This is a genomic window from Acidovorax sp. sif0632 (assembly GCF_019218805.1).
GTDB lineage: Bacteria > Pseudomonadota > Gammaproteobacteria > Burkholderiales > Burkholderiaceae_C > Acidovorax > Acidovorax facilis.
This window is the reverse complement of record NZ_JAHUWW010000001.1, coordinates 613947-631162: the sequence shown is the minus strand read 5'-3', so window position 1 is coordinate 631162 and position 17216 is coordinate 613947. Positions and strand designations below refer to the sequence as shown.

At 61.7% G+C, this 17216-nt stretch carries 16 protein-coding genes; 6 read left to right on the top strand and 10 right to left on the bottom strand.

The window, feature by feature from the left end; translation table 11 throughout:
- Both KW832_RS02795 and KW832_RS02790 read right to left on the bottom strand, forming a co-directional pair.
- Complete coding sequence (locus tag KW832_RS02795) at positions 1–609, bottom strand: PilN domain-containing protein (RefSeq protein WP_176888442.1); 609 nt, start codon at positions 607–609, stop codon at positions 1–3.
- Complete coding sequence (locus KW832_RS02790; protein ID WP_055399276.1) at positions 606–1685, bottom strand: pilus assembly protein PilM; 1080 nt, start codon at positions 1683–1685, stop codon at positions 606–608. Before KW832_RS02790 ends, KW832_RS02795 begins: the two co-directional genes overlap by 4 nt.
- Positions 1686–1953: 268 nt before the next feature.
- Here KW832_RS02790 and KW832_RS02785 point away from each other — a divergent pair, with 268 nt between their 5' ends.
- A complete protein-coding gene (locus tag KW832_RS02785) occupies positions 1954–4347 on the top strand; it encodes a penicillin-binding protein 1A (RefSeq protein ID WP_218298729.1) in 2394 nt (797 codons plus the stop codon).
- A 58-nt stretch (positions 4348–4405) separates the two neighbouring features.
- Here the strand turns inward: KW832_RS02785 and cyaY are convergent, their stop codons facing one another.
- The gene (gene cyaY, locus KW832_RS02780) at positions 4406–4735 is read right to left on the bottom strand and encodes an iron donor protein CyaY (protein WP_121422414.1); all 330 of its coding nucleotides are present in this window, start codon (positions 4733–4735) and stop codon (positions 4406–4408) included.
- A gap of 12 nt (positions 4736–4747) precedes the next feature.
- On the opposite strand from cyaY, the gene KW832_RS02775 reads away from it, so the two are divergent.
- Both KW832_RS02775 and KW832_RS02770 read left to right on the top strand, forming a co-directional pair.
- Positions 4748–4957, top strand: a complete 210-nt coding sequence (locus tag KW832_RS02775; protein WP_121507458.1) for a lipoprotein — start codon at positions 4748–4750, stop codon at positions 4955–4957.
- A 124-nt stretch (positions 4958–5081) separates the two neighbouring features.
- Positions 5082–5900 carry an MBL fold metallo-hydrolase gene (locus tag KW832_RS02770; protein WP_218298730.1) on the top strand — a complete coding sequence of 273 codons (819 nt, stop codon included), beginning with the start codon at positions 5082–5084 and terminating at the stop codon, positions 5898–5900.
- Between the two features lie 100 nt (positions 5901–6000).
- On the opposite strand, the gene KW832_RS02765 is transcribed toward KW832_RS02770, so the two are convergent.
- From KW832_RS02765 to KW832_RS02745, 5 genes are all read right to left on the bottom strand, one after another.
- Complete coding sequence (locus KW832_RS02765; RefSeq protein ID WP_218298731.1) at positions 6001–6654, bottom strand: sulfite oxidase heme-binding subunit YedZ; 654 nt, start codon at positions 6652–6654, stop codon at positions 6001–6003.
- A gap of 66 nt (positions 6655–6720) precedes the next feature.
- Positions 6721–7725, bottom strand: a complete 1005-nt coding sequence (msrP, locus tag KW832_RS02760) for a protein-methionine-sulfoxide reductase catalytic subunit MsrP (protein ID WP_055399284.1) — start codon at positions 7723–7725, stop codon at positions 6721–6723.
- A gap of 145 nt (positions 7726–7870) precedes the next feature.
- Positions 7871–9220, bottom strand: coding sequence for a c-type cytochrome biogenesis protein CcsB (ccsB, locus tag KW832_RS02755; RefSeq protein WP_218298732.1), 1350 nt, complete (start codon positions 9218–9220; stop codon positions 7871–7873).
- On the bottom strand, positions 9217–11370 hold the full coding sequence (locus KW832_RS02750) for a cytochrome c biogenesis protein ResB (protein WP_055399287.1): 2154 nt from the start codon (positions 11368–11370) through the stop codon (positions 9217–9219). Before KW832_RS02750 ends, ccsB begins: the two co-directional genes overlap by 4 nt.
- A 159-nt stretch (positions 11371–11529) precedes the next feature.
- Entirely contained in the window at positions 11530–12159 is a 630-nt protein-coding gene (locus tag KW832_RS02745; RefSeq protein ID WP_055399289.1) for a cytochrome c, read from the bottom strand.
- A 72-nt stretch (positions 12160–12231) separates the two neighbouring features.
- Between KW832_RS02745 and yihA the strand changes: the two genes are divergently transcribed.
- Both yihA and KW832_RS02735 read left to right on the top strand, forming a co-directional pair.
- A complete protein-coding gene (gene yihA / locus KW832_RS02740) occupies positions 12232–12981 on the top strand; it encodes a ribosome biogenesis GTP-binding protein YihA/YsxC (protein ID WP_121422409.1) in 750 nt (249 codons plus the stop codon).
- A gap of 50 nt (positions 12982–13031) precedes the next feature.
- The gene (locus KW832_RS02735) at positions 13032–13937 is read left to right on the top strand and encodes an alpha/beta fold hydrolase (protein ID WP_218298733.1); all 906 of its coding nucleotides are present in this window, start codon (positions 13032–13034) and stop codon (positions 13935–13937) included.
- A 52-nt stretch (positions 13938–13989) separates the two neighbouring features.
- On the opposite strand, the gene KW832_RS02730 is transcribed toward KW832_RS02735, so the two are convergent.
- On the bottom strand, positions 13990–14859 hold the full coding sequence (locus KW832_RS02730) for a lysophospholipid acyltransferase family protein (protein ID WP_055399296.1): 870 nt from the start codon (positions 14857–14859) through the stop codon (positions 13990–13992).
- A complete protein-coding gene (locus tag KW832_RS02725) occupies positions 14856–15710 on the bottom strand; it encodes a lysophospholipid acyltransferase family protein (protein ID WP_055399298.1) in 855 nt (284 codons plus the stop codon). The genes KW832_RS02730 and KW832_RS02725 overlap by 4 nt, the downstream gene beginning before the upstream one ends.
- Positions 15711–15842: 132 nt before the next feature.
- Here KW832_RS02725 and metK point away from each other — a divergent pair, with 132 nt between their 5' ends.
- On the top strand, positions 15843–17024 hold the full coding sequence (metK, locus tag KW832_RS02720) for a methionine adenosyltransferase (protein WP_056060126.1): 1182 nt from the start codon (positions 15843–15845) through the stop codon (positions 17022–17024).
- The last annotated feature ends 192 nt before the right edge of the window (positions 17025–17216 follow it).

The following is a 17216-nucleotide window of genomic DNA, read 5'->3' as shown; positions in this document are numbered from 1 at the left end:
TTATTTCCCAATCGCGGCGCTAGCCGAGTCTTTGGCTTTTTGCACTTCACCGGTACGCATCAGCCGGAAACGCAAATTGAACGTGGACACTCGACGCTGGTCTCTGGACGACAAAGCAATATTGCTCGCCACAATTTCCACCAACTCCGGCTTCGACAGCCAAGGAGTGTTATCTGTCAAATTGCGAAGCATTTCAGAAACACGCTCATTGGATTGGGCAACCCCTTGCATAGCGATTACTTGCTCGGTTTGCTTAATGCTTGTCACATACGCGCCTTCTGGTATCTGACGCACAAGCTCATTGAGCAAGTGAACAGGGAGATTTCGATCTGACTGAAGATCTTCCACAGCCTTCTGCCTAGCCCGCAAAGCCGCAATTTCGTCTTCTATAGTGGCAATTTCCTTGATTTGTTCTTCAAGGACCTTAATTTCACTCTGAAGAAAAGCATTTCGCTCTTGCTGGGCGGTGATCATCATTTGAAACCACCAATATACTGCCCCAGCGATTGCCAGACCAATCAGAAATGATGCAAACATCGTCGCCTGAAAGGCTTCCTTCCGACGTTTGCGCGCAGCTTCCCGGTGCGGAAGTAAATTGATCAGAATCACTGCAGGAACCTCCGCATGGCCAGACCGCACGAGGTCAGATAGGACGGCGCCTCACGCACCATTTTTTTCAAACGAACGGAACTTCCGATTTCCATACCGTCAAAAGGATTGACTGCGCTGCACGCAAAGCCGGTCTGCTGGGTAACAGCCTCTGTCAAGCCTGGCAGTGGCGCGGAGCCACCTGCAAGCATGATGTGATCAACACGGTTATGGGGTGTACTGGTGAAGAAAAACTGCAAAGCTCGGCCGATCTCTTGGGCCATGCTGTCTACAAACGGCCGCAGCACAGCCGATTGATAGTCTTCTGGGAGGTCACCATTTCGCTTTTTACTTTCCGCCTCTTCCACTGAGAAACCGTATTGACGGACGATCAATTGGGTCAGCTGCGCTCCTCCAAAAGCTTGGTCCCGGTCATAAAGAACTTCTTCGTTGCGGATAACCTGCATGCTGGTGGTAAGTGCTCCCACCTCAAAAAGCGCAACCATTGCGTCGACGCCTTTCTTGGGCAAGGCCTCAATGAGACGCCCCGCAGCCAATCGGGAGGCATGGGATTCAATGTCCACCACCACGGGCTTGAGGCCTGCAGCCTCTGCCAAACCCTGACGGTCTTGGACCTTCTCTCGCCGAGATGCGGCAATGAGAACATCGACGTCTCCCGGCGCATTTTTGCTGGGGCCGATGACGCAGAAGTCCAAACTCACTTCGTCGAGCGAGAAAGGAATGTACTGATTGGCCTCCGACTCGACTTGAACCTCAAGCTCTTGTTCTGTCATGCCCCCTGGCAGCGTGATCTTCTTGGTAATGACGGCCGATGGCGGCAGTGCCAAGGCGACGTTCTTCGTGCGCGTTCCACTTTTTTTGACTAGGCGGCGCAGTGCGTCCGCAACTTCGTCGAATTTTTCGATGTTGCCATCCGTGATCCAGCCACGCTCCAGCGGTTCGATCGCGCAACGCTCCAGAACCAAGCCGCCTGCCTTATCGCGCCCAAGCTCCACCAGTTTGACACTGGAGGAACTGATGTCGATTCCCAGCAGCGGCGGAGACTGGCGACTGAACAAAGACCCCATTGAGCTCAAGATTGGTCCCCTGTAACTTGCCAAAATGAGGCAACAAAACTTAACACTTCACATGAATGCTATCAGTAAGATAGTTCTCCAGCAAAGATTTTTCCCCGCGTAACACTTGCGGAGCGTTGCCAAAAGCAGACGAATTTAGCCGCCCTTGCAACACCGTTTGGCAACGATGACGCACCTTTGGGCAGACGGGCACGGGCCGGGCATTGTGATTTTCAGTGGGGTGCAGCGGACATTTTTATAATGGGCCGTCTTACCCCTCCGGAGCGATATGCCGCCCTCTTCATCGAAGTCCTCTGACAAGCAGGACTCTCCTTCCGCTCCCTCCCGCCCCACTTGGCTCCGTTGGCTGGTGCGCGCCACTCTTTGGATGGTGGGCCTGGCGACTGCGGCCGCCGTGGGATTGGCTCTGACCATTGCAGTGGCGCTGGCGGTGGCCTATCCGAACCTGCCGGACATCTCTGATCTCGCTGACTATCGCCCCAAGTTGCCTTTGCGCGTTTACTCTGCCGAAGGCGCTTTGCTGGGCGAATTCGGCGAGGAGCGCCGCAACCTCACCCCCATTGGTGAAATCCCGAAGGTCATGAAGGACGCGGTATTGGCCATTGAAGATGCCCGCTTCTTCCAGCATGGCGGCGTTGACTACAAAGGCGTAATTCGCGCAGCCTTGGCTAATCTTGGCCGGGTAAAAAGCCAGGGCGCCTCTACTATCACAATGCAGGTGGCGCGGAATGTTTACCTCTCGTCAGAGAAAACATTTACACGCAAAATTTACGAAATCTTACTGACATTCAAACTCGAGCATTTACTGACCAAAGATCAGATTCTTGAGATTTACATGAATCAGATTTATTTGGGCAATCGCGCCTATGGATTCGCTGCGGCGTCAGAAGCCTATTTTGGCAAGCCCCTGAAATCGGTGTCCGTGGCTGAGGCGGCCATGCTTGCAGGTCTGCCCAAAGCGCCCTCTGCGTACAACCCCATCAGCAACCCCAAGCGGGCTCGCTCCAGGCAGCTTTACATCATTGAGCGCATGGAGGAAAACGGCTTTATCACCGCCGAGCAGGCGACAGATGCCAAGAAAGAAGAACTCAAGATCCGTACCGGCCCGGACAGTACCCGGATTCATGCAGAGTACGTGGCCGAGATGGCGCGCCAGCTGATCTTCACGCAGTATGGCAACGAGGCCTACACACGCGGACTCAACGTCTACACGACACTTAACGCTGCGGAACAAGAGGCTGCGTATGCGGCGCTGCGCCGGGGCATCATGGACTACGAACGACGCCAGCAGTACCGCGGCCCGGAAAAGTTCGTGGTGTTGCCGACGGCGGCCCAGGAGGTGGAAGACGCCATTGACGACGCGCTGGCCAATCACCCGGACAACGGCGACGTCCTTTCTGCCGTGGTTCTGGAGGCCTCGCCGCGCAAGATCGTTGCGGCCCGCGCGAACGGCGACACACTTGAAATCACCGGCGATGGACTGAAGCCCGCACAGTCCGGCCTGAGTGACAAGGCCGCGCCCAACATCAAGGTCCGCCGTGGAGCAGTGATCCGGGTGGTGAAAACACCCAAGAACGCCTGGGAAATTACACAGCTGCCCGAAGTCGAGGGCGCCCTGGTGGCACTGGACCCGCGCACTGGAGCCATCCGGGCGCTGGTCGGCGGATTTGATTTCGACAAGAACAAGTTCAACCACGCCGCACAGGCATGGCGCCAACCCGGGTCGAGCTTCAAACCCTTCATCTACTCAGCGGCACTGGAGAAAGGGTTCACGCCCGCAACGGTCATCAACGACGCCCCTCTGTTCTTTGATGCAGGGGTGACCGGTGGCCAACCATGGGAGCCCAAGAACTACGATGGCAAGTACGACGGCCCCATGAGCATGCGCACGGGACTGGCCAAGTCCAAGAACATGATCTCGATCCGCATCTTGCAGGCCGTCGGGCCGAAGACCGCGCAGGAGTGGATATCCCGCTTTGGCTTCGATGCTGAAAAGCACCCGGCCTACCTCACCATGGCGTTGGGCGCGGGCTCCGTCACACCCCTGCAAATGGCTACAGCCTATTCCGTCTTTGCCAACGGCGGATACCGCGTGAACCCCTGGCTGATCACCAAAGTCACCGACCACAAGGGTCGCGTCATCTCTGAAACGACTCCGCCGGTCACCAGCGAACAACCGCGCGCCATTGATGCCCGCAACGCCTTCGTAATGAACAGCTTGCTGCAAGAGGTCACGCGCTCCGGTACCGCAGCGCGGGCGCAAGCAACTCTGAAGCGGCCAGACCTCTACGGAAAAACCGGGACCACCAACGATTCAGTGGACGCATGGTTTGCCGGATACCAACCTACGATCGCTGCAGTGACCTGGATTGGCTACGACACGCCGCGTAACCTGGGAAGCCGCGAAACAGGGGGCGGCCTCAGCCTGCCGGTATGGATCAATTTCATGGAACGTGCACTCAAGGGTGTCCCCGTCATGGAGCCCACAGTGCCCGCTGGCGTGGTCAATGTCGGCGGGGAATGGTTCTACGACGAGTACGCGCGCAACAGCGGTATCCCAAGTGTAGGTCTCGATGACCGATCCGCATCACCCGCTGTGGCTCCACAAGCGCCACCGCCCACCGAAGAGCGAAACCGCATCCTGGACCTGTTCCGCAACTGATGGCGTTGCGGACGCCCTTCCATCTACCCGAGAGACGTGAGCCACCCAGGAGGGTGGCTCACGCTGAAAACTGCAGTGGCAACCCCGCTTGGGCGGCTGCGTCGCGGCTCAGGCACTCAAAGAACTCCCCAGCTCCTTTGGTGTCCTGCCAGGCTTGGCCGTCAAACCGGTAGTGGTAACCACCGGACCGCGCGGCCATCCACACCTCGTGCAGAGGTTTTTGCAGATTGATGACGATCTGGCTGCGATTGGGGAACGTCAATGTCACCATGCCCCCGGAGCGCTGGGCGTCCACATCGGCATCGGTCGCATCGTTGATGCGATCGCAGCTGCGCTCGACGGCAAGCAGCAGTTTTTCGGCGTGGTCCATGAATTCGAGGTCGGTCATTACAATTTGCGCATGTTGAAAGCTTCCCAAATTCTAGTCAGGACGCTTGTCCTTGCTGCCAGTGCGGCAGCCCTTGCAGGTTGCGGTCAACGGGGCCCCCTGTATTTGCCCAGCAGTCCGGCAGCTGCGCAGCGTGCGACCCTGCCCCAGACCTTGACCCCCGGCGTCGGTACCGCCAGCCCTGCGCAGCCCCCCGCAGCTTCAGCGTCAGCGCCGCGCTGAAAAGCGGCAGAAGGACCGGGACAACGGTTCTGATCACCAATACCACCAGGGCACTTGATTTCTATCAAGGACGTCTCAGAGGGTCAATCGTACAGTTCGTGCTTTATTGCACCGCAGGATGGCCATGGCCCTCGAACTCTACCGCGACAAGAACCATGCTTGTCTGATGTTCACCGACCTCATCGAAGAAGACGGTCAGGCCGTTCAGGCCAACCAGTTTCTGATCGTGGACGACGACACCGGCGCCATCATCGACCCCGGTGGCAACCTGGCCTTCAACGAGCTGTTCATGGGGATGACCAAGCACTTCCCGCCGCACAAGCTGTCGTACCTGATCGCTTCGCATGCAGACCCAGACATCATTGCCTCGCTGGATCGCTGGATGACCAGCACTAAGGCCGACCTGGTGATCTCACGCGTCTGGGAACGTTTTGCGCCCCACTTCACCAAGGTAGGCAAGACGGAAAATCGCGTCATCGGTGTGCCCGACAGTGGCGGGCATCTGCCCCTGGGCCGCCATGAACTGGTGCTGCTGCCTGCGCACTTCATGCACTCCGAGGGCAACTTTCACTTCTACGACCCGGTCAGCCGCATCCTGTTCACCGGCGACCTAGGGGTGTCGATGATGTCGGGCGCCGAGGCTCGTGTGCCGGTGACCGACCTCCAGGCTCACATCCCGCGCATGGAGGGATTTCACCGCCGCTATATGGTGTCCAACAAGATCCTGCGGCTGTGGGTCCGCATGGCACGGCAACTTGATATCGCCATGCTGGTGCCACAGCACGGCGCGCCCATCATGGGCAAGCAGGCGATCAGCGATTTCTTCAGCTGGATCGAGAACCTCATGTGTGGCATCGACCTGTTTGACGATCGGGCGTACCAGATTCCCACCGGTTACATCGATCCTGTGACCCGGCAGATGCGCGCGGCACCGGCGCGGTAGCCACAGGTCTTGGAATTTCAGGCTAAATTTGCTGCTGGCGCTTTACCATCAAGCGCCAGCAGCTATTATTTATATAGCAAATAACTCCACAAGCACAGCGCTACGACGTGCGGGCGGCTTGGGATGCCTTGGCCCCCGCCGTACCCTGGGTTGGCCGACGCTTGCGCAGCCGGTGCCACAGCCGCCAGCCCAGCAAAGCTGACAAAACCGCCGCATACACCGCCACCTCGCCAAAATCATTCTTGCCAGCGCGCATCCAGAAGAAGTGCAGGATGGCCAGGCCCGCCACTGCGTATACGCTGCGGTGCAGCGCCTGCCAGCGCTTTGCGCCCAAAGCCTTGATCGCGCGGTTGAACGATGTGGCGGCAAGCAGCGTGAGCACCAGCAGCGCCAGAGACCCGACCAGGATGAAAGGCCGCTTGATGATGTCGCGCACGATGTCGGTCCCATCAAAACCCATGTCGAACCAGGCGTAGCTCAGCAGGTGCAGCAGGCCGTAGAAAAATACGAACAGGCCCAGCATGCGCCGAAAGCGCGCAAGCTGGGGCGTGGAAGTCACCACGCGCAGCGGCGTAACGGCCAGCACCAGACAGAGCGCGCGCAGCGTCCAGTCACCCGTGGCGCGGATCAGGGCCTCGGCCGGATTGGCGCCCAGCTGATTGGCCGCCGCAGCGTAGACCAGCCACGCCAACGGAAGCAGGCACAGTGCAAAGACCACGGGCTTGGCGGCAGGATGGAGGAAGAGTTTGCGCATGGTGATCCGCGCCCCTCTTCTGCCGCTTTACCTACACGTCAAGCGGAGAAAAAAGGCGAATGAAGATCAGTAGAACTTCTTGAGGTCCATGCCCGCGTACAGCTGCCCCACCTGGGCTTCATAGCCGTTGAACATGAGCGTCTTGCGCTTTTTGGCAAACAGGCCATCTTCGCCAATGCGTCGCTCGGTGGCTTGGCTCCAGCGAGGGTGGTCCACCTCAGGGTTCACGTTTGAGTAAAAGCCGTATTCCTGCTTGGCCGCCTTGTTCCATGCCGTGCCGGGTTCTTTCTCGACAAAGCGGATCTTGACAATGCTTTTGGCGCTCTTGAAGCCGTACTTCCACGGCACCACCAGGCGAACAGGCGCCCCGTTCTGGTTGGGCAGCACTTCGCCATACATGCCAAAAGCCAGCAGAGTGAGAGGGTTCATTGCCTCGTCCATGCGCAGGCCTTCCACATAGGGCCAGTCGAGCACGCGCGATCCGACAAAAGGCATGGTGGCCTTGTCGGCCAGCGTCACAAATTCCACATACTTGGCGCTGCCCTGGGGCTCCACACGCTTGATCAGTTCGGCCAGCGAATAACCCACCCAGGGGATGACCATGGACCAGCCTTCCACGCAGCGCAGGCGGTAGATGCGCTCCTCCTGTGCGCTGAGCTTGATCAGGTCTTCGATGCCGTATTTACCCGGCTTCTTGACCAGCCCTTCCACTTCCACCGTCCAGGGCGTGGTCTTGAGTGTGTGGGCATTGCGCGCGGGGTCGGCCTTGTCGGTGCCGAATTCGTAGAAGTTGTTGTAGGTGCTCGCGTCTTTGTAGTCAGTGAGCTTTTCCATCGTGACCGCACCCGCCACGGTGGACTTGGCACCCGCCAGCGCAGCCAGCTTGTTGGGCCGCACCACCTGCGCCTGCTGCGCCAGTGCCTCGCGGCCTGCCCAGGCCGCCATCGCGGCACCTGCAGCGCCGCCCGCCATGAGCTTGAGCATCTGGCGCCGGTCTTCGTAGACCGCGCGGGGTGTGATTTCGGAGGAGTGGGGGTGGTTGAAACCCGAATCGCGCGAAGGGATCAGCATGGAGAGGCTCCGGTCATGGTCTGGTGGAAACAGCTGCAGCAGTAGAGCAGCACAACTGTTAGTTCGTTCCCTAGACCACGCAGGTTACACCGAAGACGCAATAGTTGCCGGCCCCACCCCGATGCCCGACTGAGCCCTCACCCCATCACAGCGTGCCGTAGCTGTGCAAACCGCTCAGGAACATGTTCACCCCCAGAAACGCGAACGTGGTCACCGCCAGGCCCACCAGCGCCCACCAGGCCGACACGGTGCCGCGCAGCCCCTTCATCAGTCGCATGTGCAGCCAGGCGGCGTAGTTGAGCCAGACGATCAGCGCCCAGGTTTCCTTCGGGTCCCAGCTCCAGTAGCCGCCCCAGGCCTCGGCCGCCCACAGCGCGCCGAGCACGGTAGCAATGGTGAAGAACGCAAAGCCCACGGCGATGGACTTGTACATCACGTCGTCCAGGATCTCAAACGAGGGCAGGCGCGCCGCGATGCGCTTGCGGCCCAGCAGGATGCCAGCCACGATGAAAGCCGAAATGCCGAAGTACACCATCCAGTAGCTGCCACCGTTCTCGGTCGCACCTTGGCGAAACACGATGGGCTCGAAACACAGCACCACGCCCAGCAGCCACAGCGGCGCCAGCTTGTACCAGCGGGTTTCGGTTGCCTGCTGCTTGATGAGGTAGGCAAAGGCCACCATGGCGGCCAGCGCAAACGTGCCGTAGCCGATGAAGTTGGCGGGCACATGCAGCTTCATCCACCAGCTCTTGAGGGCAGGCACCAGGGGCTGGATCTCGTGCGCTTCGCGCACCACCGTGTACCAGAGCAGGAAGCCCACGGCGGCACTGACTACCAACATCACGAACCCGCCCAGTGCACGCGTGTCGTACTGCTGTTCGTAATACAGGTAGAACGCCGCCGTCATCCAGCAGAACAGCACAAACACTTCATACAGATTGCTCACCGGGATGTGGCCGATGTCCGGGCCGATGAGGTAGCTTTCGTACCAGCGCACCAGCGTGCCGATGAGCGCCATGGCCACAGCCACCCAGGCAATGCGCGAGCCCAGCATGCTCATGGTGCGGCCCTCGCCGCGGGAGAACATGCCCACCCAGTAAAAGATGGTGCTCATGAAGAACAGCATGCTCATCCACAGGATGGCAGATTGGCTCGACAGGAAATACTTGAGGCCGAACACCGTATCGGCCCGCGCCAGACTACCCGCACCGTCTTGCTGGTACAGGCCGATGGCCAACAGCGCCACCGCAGCCACGATCAGCATCAGCGCGCGCAAGGGGCGCCAGAACCAGCCCAGCCAGATCGTGCACGGAATGGCACCCAGCAAAATACCTTTCTCGTAGACGTCCATGAAGGCGCCGTAGCGCTGCAACGCATACAGCCCGCCCACGGCCACGATGGCGGCAAACAGCCAGTCGAACCAGTTGCGGCGGGCAAAAAAACCCTCGTTCAGGGTGATCGTGGTGGTCGTGGAGGAAGAAGTCGCGGTATTCATGCGGTGCCTTCGCGGGGCGATGCCCCGATCAGTTTTTGTGCGAGCTGGACAAACTCCTGGTCGCCGTCCATGGTCTTGCGGTTGGTGGACAGGGCCATGGTGGCGTGGGTACGCCCGTCCTGCGGCGCCACCCAGACCCAGACTCGCCGTTCGCGGACGTAGAGCATGGCAAAAACGCCCAGGATCAGCAAGGCACATCCCAGATAGACAACATTCTTGCCAGGGGCTCGCGCCACCTGGAAAACACTGGCCTGTACCTGGGTGAAGTCCTTGAGTTCAAACGCCAGCGGTGCGGGGTAGATCTGCGCGTCGCTGAGCGAGAGCACGGCCTGCGTCATGAAGCCCTGCGTCTGATCGTCCTGGGGAAGCGGCGGCAGGCCGGCACGCTGGCGCGACAACTGCGCCACCTCGAACAGCGTGCCGTTCAAAATGCGCACCAGCACCTCACCCGCCCGCGCGCGCTCGGCCTCGGGCACGTTGGCCTCCATGAAGTCCGACACCGCCTGCAGGCCACCAGTGGGCTTGCCATCGACCATGCCCTGGCCCGCAAACAGAGCCAAGGCCCGCAGTGCAGACTGCTGCAACTGCTCGGCCAGATCCGGGCGCGAGGTGTCGATGGCCTGCGCCACATAGCGGCGCACGGCCTGTTCGCGCGCCGCGGGGTCGGCCAGGGTGGCCTTCATGCGAACGAAACCGTCCATGCTGCCCTTGTCATCGGCTGGCACCCGGAGGTACCGGAATGGCTCTGCAGGGGTTTCGCGCACACCCAGCAGAAACACCGGCACGCCATCGCCCGTGTCCACGGGCAGCATGTAGTTGTGGAACTCACGCGCCTGGCCCGCTGCGTCCCGAAGCTTGTAGCTCACGCTCGGGCCCACGTTGCGCAGTTCTTTTTTGGTGACGGTCTTGTTGGCAGCGCCCAGGCGGGATTCCACCGACTCGCGCAGGTCCACCTTGCGCACATCCACACCGCTGCCACCGGGGCCTGCACCCCCGAAGTTCTCGACATTGATGGTGCGCAGTGCTGTGAACTCTAGCGTCAGCGTCTCGCTGCCCGGGCCGCCACCGTTGTTGGTCAACTGGGTGGAATTGCCGACCACTCCTTCGACCTCAATGGGCTTGGCGCCTGCCACCATGGGAACGCCGCGCAGCTTGAGGTGCGAGCCGCCGTCGTCAAAACTCGACTGGTAGATTTCTATGCCTTTGTAGCTGGCCGGGTGGTTCACCTCCACACGCGCGGGCGTCTTCTCGCCCGTGGCCTTGTCGTGGATGATGATCTCGCTGGCAAACAGCTTGGGCATGCCGGTGGAGTAGTGCTCCACGATGAACTTCTTGAGCTCGATGGCAAACGGCAGGTCCTGCAGCAGCACGCCGTCGGACTGATTCAGGATGGCCGTGCTCGATTGTGTGCCCTCAGCCACCAGCAGGTTGCCCCGAAAGGTGGGGTTGCGCTCGGAAAGCCGGTGCTCGGGCTTCACATCGGCAATCAGGCCGCCGCCCTGGTACGGTGTCTTGCCCCCCAGCAACATCTGGGCGCGCACGATGAGATCTCCGTCCAGCAGACCGCCCACACACACCAGCACGATGGCGCTGTGCGCGGCGATGTAGCCCAGCTTGTTGGCAGCACCCGCCTTGGCCGCCACCATCCAGCCAGTGCCGGGGCCAGAGGTGGTGTCGCGCTGCTGCAGGCGCACCTTCCATCCGCCACCGGCCAGCAGGGTGCCAATGCGGCGAGCCTCGACCTCGGCAGAACCGCTGAGCGTTGCCTCGGCCTTGTGGTGAAAGGCCTTCAGGCTTTGTTCGCGGATGTTTTCCTTGTAGACCTTGAGGTCGATGAGGATCTTGGGTGTATTGCGGGCGATGCACAGCGATGTGCTGATCACCAGAAACGCCAGGATCAGCAAGAACCACCAGGCGCTGTAGACCGCATTGAGTTGGATGGCGCCAAACAACTCCGCCCAGAAAGGACCGAACTGGTTGACGTAGTTGACCGCTGGCTCGTGCTGCTTGAGCACCGTGCCGATCACCGAGGCAATGCAGATCACCGTCAGCAGCGAGATCGCGAACCGCATGGAGGACAGCAGCTCGATCCCGGCGCGCCAGGCCTGGGAACCAGACTGGATGCGAAGGCCTTGGGTGTTATCGGACATGGATGAAAAAGTAAGGAGACGGCGAGGAGGCGCGAGAGAAGGAAAGAAAAAGGGCGGGACCATCTGTGCGATGGGCCCGCCCGTTTTGGGATTGTTATTGGCGGTAGGTTCCGTGCAACCCGGTCTAGCGGGCCACAAGATTGACGAAAATCAAGTCAATCAGCGCAGGCCAGCGATGTAGTCCGCCACGGCCTTGATTTCCTTGTCGTTCAGCTTGGCCGCCACCTGCGTCATCTGGGTGCTGTTGGCACGCGAGCCATCGCGGAAGGTGTTGAGCTGGGCCACAGTGTAGTCAGCGTGCTGACCCGACAGGCGGGGGTACTGGGCAGGGATGCCCGCGCCATTGGGGCTGTGGCAGCCAGCACAGGCAGCGATCTGGCGGTCGGCGATGCCGCCACGGTAGATGCGCTCACCCAGGGAGACCAGGTTCTTGTCCTTGGCGAAGCCGGGTTTGGCCGCCTTGGAAGCCACCCAGTAAGAAATGTTCTTCATGTCCTCGTCCGACAGCGCGGTGGCGAAACCCTTCATGATGGCGTTGTTGCGCTTGCCGGACTTGAATTCCTGCAACTGCTTGACCAGGTATTCGGGGTGTTGCTGCGACAGCTTGGGGTTGGCCGCAATGGCCGAATTGCCATCGGCGCCATGGCAGGCAGCACACACTGCGGTGTAGCTGGCCTCGCCTTTGACGAGATCCGGCTTGGCCGCTTTGGGGGCATCGCCCGCCGCATAGGCCGAAAAAACAGGTGCTGCCAGTGCGGCAGCCGTCAGCAAAGAGGCGAGCAACTTCATATCGAGGGTCTGTGTTTATGTGCGCAAAACCTCGCGATTCTACAATGAGGCTCCCAAGCCTCCCAATATTCCATGACGACCTCTTCCACCGCGCCAGTTGCTGGCTCCCTTCCGCCCGCTCCCGACGCCAAGATCGCCATGGGCTGGATGCACACCGCCAGGTTTCTGACCACGGCCGCCCAGCTGCACCACCTGCCGCCCATCCATGTGCCCGAGATCGCTTTTGTGGGCCGCTCCAACGCGGGCAAATCCACCTGCATCAACACGCTCACGCAGCAAAAGCAGCTGGCCTTCGCCTCCAAACGGCCCGGGCGCACGCAGCACATCAACCTTTTCTCGCTGGGCAAGCACGGCGCGACCGATGCGGTACTGGCCGATCTGCCCGGCTACGGCTACGCGAAGGTGTCGCGGTCCGACAAGGTGCGTTGGCAGCAGGTGATGGTCAATTACCTGGTGAGCCGCCCTGGACTTACCGGCATCGTCTTGCTATGTGACCCCCGGCTCGGGCTGACCGAGCTGGACGAGGCGCTGCTGGAGGTGCTGCGCCCACGCGTCGAAGAAGGCCTGAAATTCCTGATCGTGCTGACCAAGGCGGACAAGCTCACACGCTCGGAGCAAGCCAAGATCCTGTCGATTACGCGACTGAACGCGGCCGGCGGAGAGGTGATGATGTTCTCGGCCCTCAAGAAACAAGGCGTGGACGAGGTGGCACAGCTGCTGTGGCAGTGGGCGCACCCGGTGCAAGCCTCGGGCGACGCAGCCCCTGCCCCCGCCGTTGAGCCCCCAGAGCTCGGTGATTCTGAGGATATTCAGTCAAATTAGGCCCTAGCGCTTATCCATCAAGCGCTATTAGCTATTAAATGCATAGCGCCATGATCCAGACCGTCTCCGCTCCCCTGCCCCACGGAACCACCCTGCACTGCCGCGTAAGCGGCGTGGCGGGCCGCCCAGTGCTGCTGTTTTTGCACGGCTTCCCCGAGGGTGCCTTCATCTGGGATGAGCTGCTGCTGCACTTTTCCCGCCCCGAAAACGGTGGCTACCACTGCGTAGCGCCCTACCTGCGCGGGTTTGGCCCCTCCAGCAGCCCCGCCGAAGTGGATGCCTACCGTGCCAAGCATCTGGTGCAGGACCTGGTAGCGCTGATTGCCCACGAATGCCCCGGCGGCGCGCTGGAATGCCTGGTGGCGCACGACTGGGGTGGCGCCGTGGCCTGGAACCTGGCCAACCAGCAGCCGCAGCTCATGAAGCGGCTGGCCATCATCAACTCCCCCCACCCTGGCGCCTTTGTGCGGGAGCTGGCACACAACGCTGCGCAGCAGGCGGGCAGCCAGTACATGCACTTCCTGTGCAGGCCTGATGCCGAGGCCCTGCTGGCCGAGGACGACTTTCGCCGCCTGTTCGCTTTTTTCAACGCCCCGGACGGCAGCGCCCCCGCGTGGCTGACCGAGAGCGTGCGCGCCCAGTACCGCGCGCTGTGGCAGCAGGGCCTGACGGGTGCCTGCAACTACTACCGCGCCAGCCCCCTGCGCCCACCCCGCGATGGTGACCCGGGCGCGCAAGCCATCACCCTGCCCGAATCCATGTTGACGGTGACAGTGCCCACGCTGGTCCTGTGGGGCATGGACGACCCGGCCCTGCTGCCCGGCCTGCTCGACGGCCTGCCGGGCTGGGTGCCGCAGCTGCAGCTGCGGCAGGTGGAGAAGGCCTCGCACTGGATCGTGCACGAGCACCCTGAGCGCGTGGCCCTGGAACTGCAGCGATTTTTGCAATCAAAATGATAGCTACCAGCGCTTGACAGATAGGCGCCAGATGCTGATTTGACTCAAATTTTCAGGCGTAAAAAGACGGTTCGCCTTCGGGCCGTGTCTTGAAACGCTTGTGCACCCAGTAGTACTGCTCGGGCATGGTGTTGATGACGGCCTGCAGTTCGTGGTTCATGCGCAGGGTGTCGGCCTCGGCATCGTCGGTGGGGTAATTCGCCCAGGCGGGCGAGACCTCGGCCACGTAGCCTGTGGGCGTCATGCGCGAATACACACCCACCACCTTGGCGCGTCCCAGCCGCGCAAACCGCGACAGCGACGGGATGGTGGCCGCCGTCACGCCATAGAACGGCACAAACACCGAATCATTGCGCCCGTAGTCCATGTCGGGCAGCAGGTACAGCAGGCCGCCCTTGCGCAGGTTGGCGATGATGGGTTTGACGCCGTCCGAGCGGTTGAGCATGCGCACGTCACCAAAACGCTGGCGCCCGGCCATGAACCAGCCGTCCACCGCCGGATCGGGGTGGGTGGCAAAAATGGACGTGAACGCTCGGCCCGAATGCAGCGGCAGCGCCAGGCCACCCGCGTCCATGCCATAGAAGTGCGGGGCAAACAGTATCGTGGGGGTGTCGCCGTCGAGCTCGTGCACGGCACCTCTGAGTTGCACGCGCCGCTCGACCACCTCGCGAGGCGCGGCCCAGAGCCAGCTGCGGTCCAGCCAGGTCTGGCAAAACACCACAAAACTGGCGCGCGCCACGGCGCGGCGGCGCGCCTCGGTCCAGTCCGGGAAACACAACTCCAGGTTGCGCAGCGCCACCTTGCGCCGGGGCGCCACCAGCACAAAGGCCACCTGCCCCAGCAGCCATCCCATGCCGCGCAGCACGGGCAGCGGCAGGTGCGCCAGCACCCGCATGAACCACACACCCAGGCGTCCCGTCATACCGCAGCTCCCGCAGCAGGCGCTGCCTCGGCGCGCGGCTGCTTGTAACGGGCATAGCCCCACAGGTATTGCTCGGGGCACTGGCGGATAAGGTGTTCCATGGCCTGGTTGATCTGCACAACGGCAACGTCCAACTGGTCCGACAGCGGTTGCGCCAGCGGCTCGAAATGGGTGACAAAACCACGGCCCCAGGGCAGCCGCTCGCAGCGCACCAGCACAACGGCAGCACCCGTCTGCTGCGCCAGGCGCACGGCCAGGGTCATGGTGTAGGCATCGCGGCCAAAAAACGGCGCCCAGAGGCCCTGCCCGTCCGGCGGGACCTGGTCGGGCAGCAGGCCCACGGCCTCACCCCGCCGCAGGGCCTTGATCATCTGGCGCACACCCGCCAGTGTGGTGGGCACGGCCAGCATGCCGGGCCGGTTGCGTGCGGTCTCCATCACCTTGGCCAGCCAGGCCTGGCGCGCGGGGCGGTACAGCACCGTGATGGGGCCGCGCTCCGCGCTCCAGCGCCGGGCCGCTGCCTGGGCCGACAGTTCGAAGCACCCCTGGTGCGGCGTGAGGTACAAAATGCCGCGCCCGGCCGCATACGCCTGCTCCACACAGGCCTCGCCTTCGATGCGGCAGGGCAGTGGCGCCCCCAGCCACAGGCGCGGCAGCTCGGCCACCATGCGGCCGGCATGGGCCACAGCGGCACGCACGTCGCCGAGCGAATACCCTGCCAGGGCCGAATTGGCGAGAAAGCGACGCCGGTACGTGGGCGACGCACAAAACGCAATCCAGCCCATGGCCGCGCCCATGATGTGCAGCAACCACAGTGGAAATACGGAAAAGAATCGAAAGACGACTGGCATTAAAATGACGGGGTCGCTGAGTTAAATGAGCAACTTGCAGGGCGACGTTAAAAAAATCTGCTAAAGCGTTCGCCAGATCTCCTTCGGGGTGAGGGCAACGCCCCAAATGCCGGAACACAGGAGTTTATTCAAATGGCGAACGACTTTCTCTTTACCTCGGAATCCGTCTCCGAAGGCCACCCCGACAAGGTGGCCGATCAGATCTCGGACGCGATTCTCGATGCAATCTTCAAGCAAGACCCCCGCAGCCGCGTCGCCGCCGAAACGCTGACCAACACTGGCCTCGTGGTGCTGGCGGGCGAGATCACCACCAACGCCCACGTGGACTACATCCAGGTGGCGCGCGACACCATCAAGCGCATCGGATACGACAACACCGACTACGGCATCGACTACAAGGGCTGCGCCGTGCTGGTGGCCTACGACAAGCAGTCCAACGACATCGCCCAGGGCGTGGACCACGCGAGCGACGATCACCTGAACACCGGCGCCGGCGACCAGGGCCTGATGTTCGGCTACGCCTGCGACGAAACGCCCGAGCTGATGCCCGCGCCCATCTATTACGCGCACCGCCTCGTCGAGCGCCAGGCCCAGCTGCGCAAGGACGGCCGCCTGCCGTTCCTGCGCCCCGATGCCAAGTCGCAAGTGACGATGCGCTACGTGGACGGCAAGCCCCACAGCATCGACACCGTGGTGCTCTCCACCCAGCACCACCCCGACCAGAGCGAAACGCAAACCAAGATGAAGGCCTCGTTCACCGAAGCCATCATTGAAGAGATCATCAAGCCCGTGCTGCCCAAGGAATGGCTGCAGAACACGCGCTACCTGATCAACCCCACGGGCCGCTTTGTCATCGGCGGTCCACAAGGTGACTGTGGCCTGACCGGCCGCAAGATCATCGTGGACACCTACGGCGGTGCCTGCCCCCACGGCGGCGGCGCTTTCAGCGGCAAGGACCCAACGAAGGTGGACCGCTCGGCAGCCTACGCTGCCCGCTATGTGGCCAAGAACATCGTGGCCGCAGGCCTGGCGCGCCAGTGCCAGATCCAGGTGGCGTATGCCATCGGCGTGGCCGAGCCCATGAACATCACGGTCTACACAGAAGGCACGGGCGTGGTGTCGGACGAGCGTCTGGCAGCGCTGGTGCGTGAGCATTTCGACCTGCGCCCCAAGGGCATCATCCAGATGCTGGACCTGCTGCGTCCCATCTATGAGAAGACCGCAGCCTACGGCCACTTCGGCCGCGAAGAGCCCGAATTCAGCTGGGAGAAGACCGATAAAGCTGCTGCGCTGCGCGCTGCAGCCGGGCTGTAAAGCCCGCCGCGCGATAGCGCGGTTTTCGGTCTGCGGACGAAGCTCATATCGCGTCAGCGATGTGAGCGCAGACCAAAAGACCGTCAGAGCCGTCCCACCTCCAAAGCCGCAACGCTCCGCGTTGCGGCTTTTCTTTTGACGCTTCACCACTGCCCGCCAGCGGCCCTCTCCTACACCCACCGCCCGCCCGCA

Bases quoted from the DNA above. Each gene is read 5' to 3' on its own strand.
- KW832_RS02785 (WP_218298729.1), top strand. From the start codon at position 1,954: ATGCCGCCCTCTTCATCGAAGTCCTCTGACAAGCAGGACTCTCCTTCC.
- cyaY (WP_121422414.1), bottom strand. From the start codon at position 4,735: ATGACCGACCTCGAATTCATGGACCACGCCGAAAAACTGCTGCTTGCC.
- KW832_RS02775 (WP_121507458.1), top strand. From the start codon at position 4,748: ATGTTGAAAGCTTCCCAAATTCTAGTCAGGACGCTTGTCCTTGCTGCC.
- KW832_RS02770 (WP_218298730.1), top strand. From the start codon at position 5,082: ATGGCCCTCGAACTCTACCGCGACAAGAACCATGCTTGTCTGATGTTC.
- KW832_RS02765 (WP_218298731.1), bottom strand. From the start codon at position 6,654: ATGCGCAAACTCTTCCTCCATCCTGCCGCCAAGCCCGTGGTCTTTGCA.
- msrP (WP_055399284.1), bottom strand. From the start codon at position 7,725: ATGCTGATCCCTTCGCGCGATTCGGGTTTCAACCACCCCCACTCCTCC.
- ccsB (WP_218298732.1), bottom strand. From the start codon at position 9,220: ATGAATACCGCGACTTCTTCCTCCACGACCACCACGATCACCCTGAAC.
- KW832_RS02750 (WP_055399287.1), bottom strand. From the start codon at position 11,370: ATGTCCGATAACACCCAAGGCCTTCGCATCCAGTCTGGTTCCCAGGCC.
- KW832_RS02745 (WP_055399289.1), bottom strand. From the start codon at position 12,159: ATGAAGTTGCTCGCCTCTTTGCTGACGGCTGCCGCACTGGCAGCACCT.
- yihA (WP_121422409.1), top strand. From the start codon at position 12,232: ATGACGACCTCTTCCACCGCGCCAGTTGCTGGCTCCCTTCCGCCCGCT.
- KW832_RS02735 (WP_218298733.1), top strand. From the start codon at position 13,032: ATGATCCAGACCGTCTCCGCTCCCCTGCCCCACGGAACCACCCTGCAC.
- KW832_RS02730 (WP_055399296.1), bottom strand. From the start codon at position 14,859: ATGACGGGACGCCTGGGTGTGTGGTTCATGCGGGTGCTGGCGCACCTG.
- KW832_RS02725 (WP_055399298.1), bottom strand. From the start codon at position 15,710: ATGCCAGTCGTCTTTCGATTCTTTTCCGTATTTCCACTGTGGTTGCTG.
- metK (WP_056060126.1), top strand. From the start codon at position 15,843: ATGGCGAACGACTTTCTCTTTACCTCGGAATCCGTCTCCGAAGGCCAC.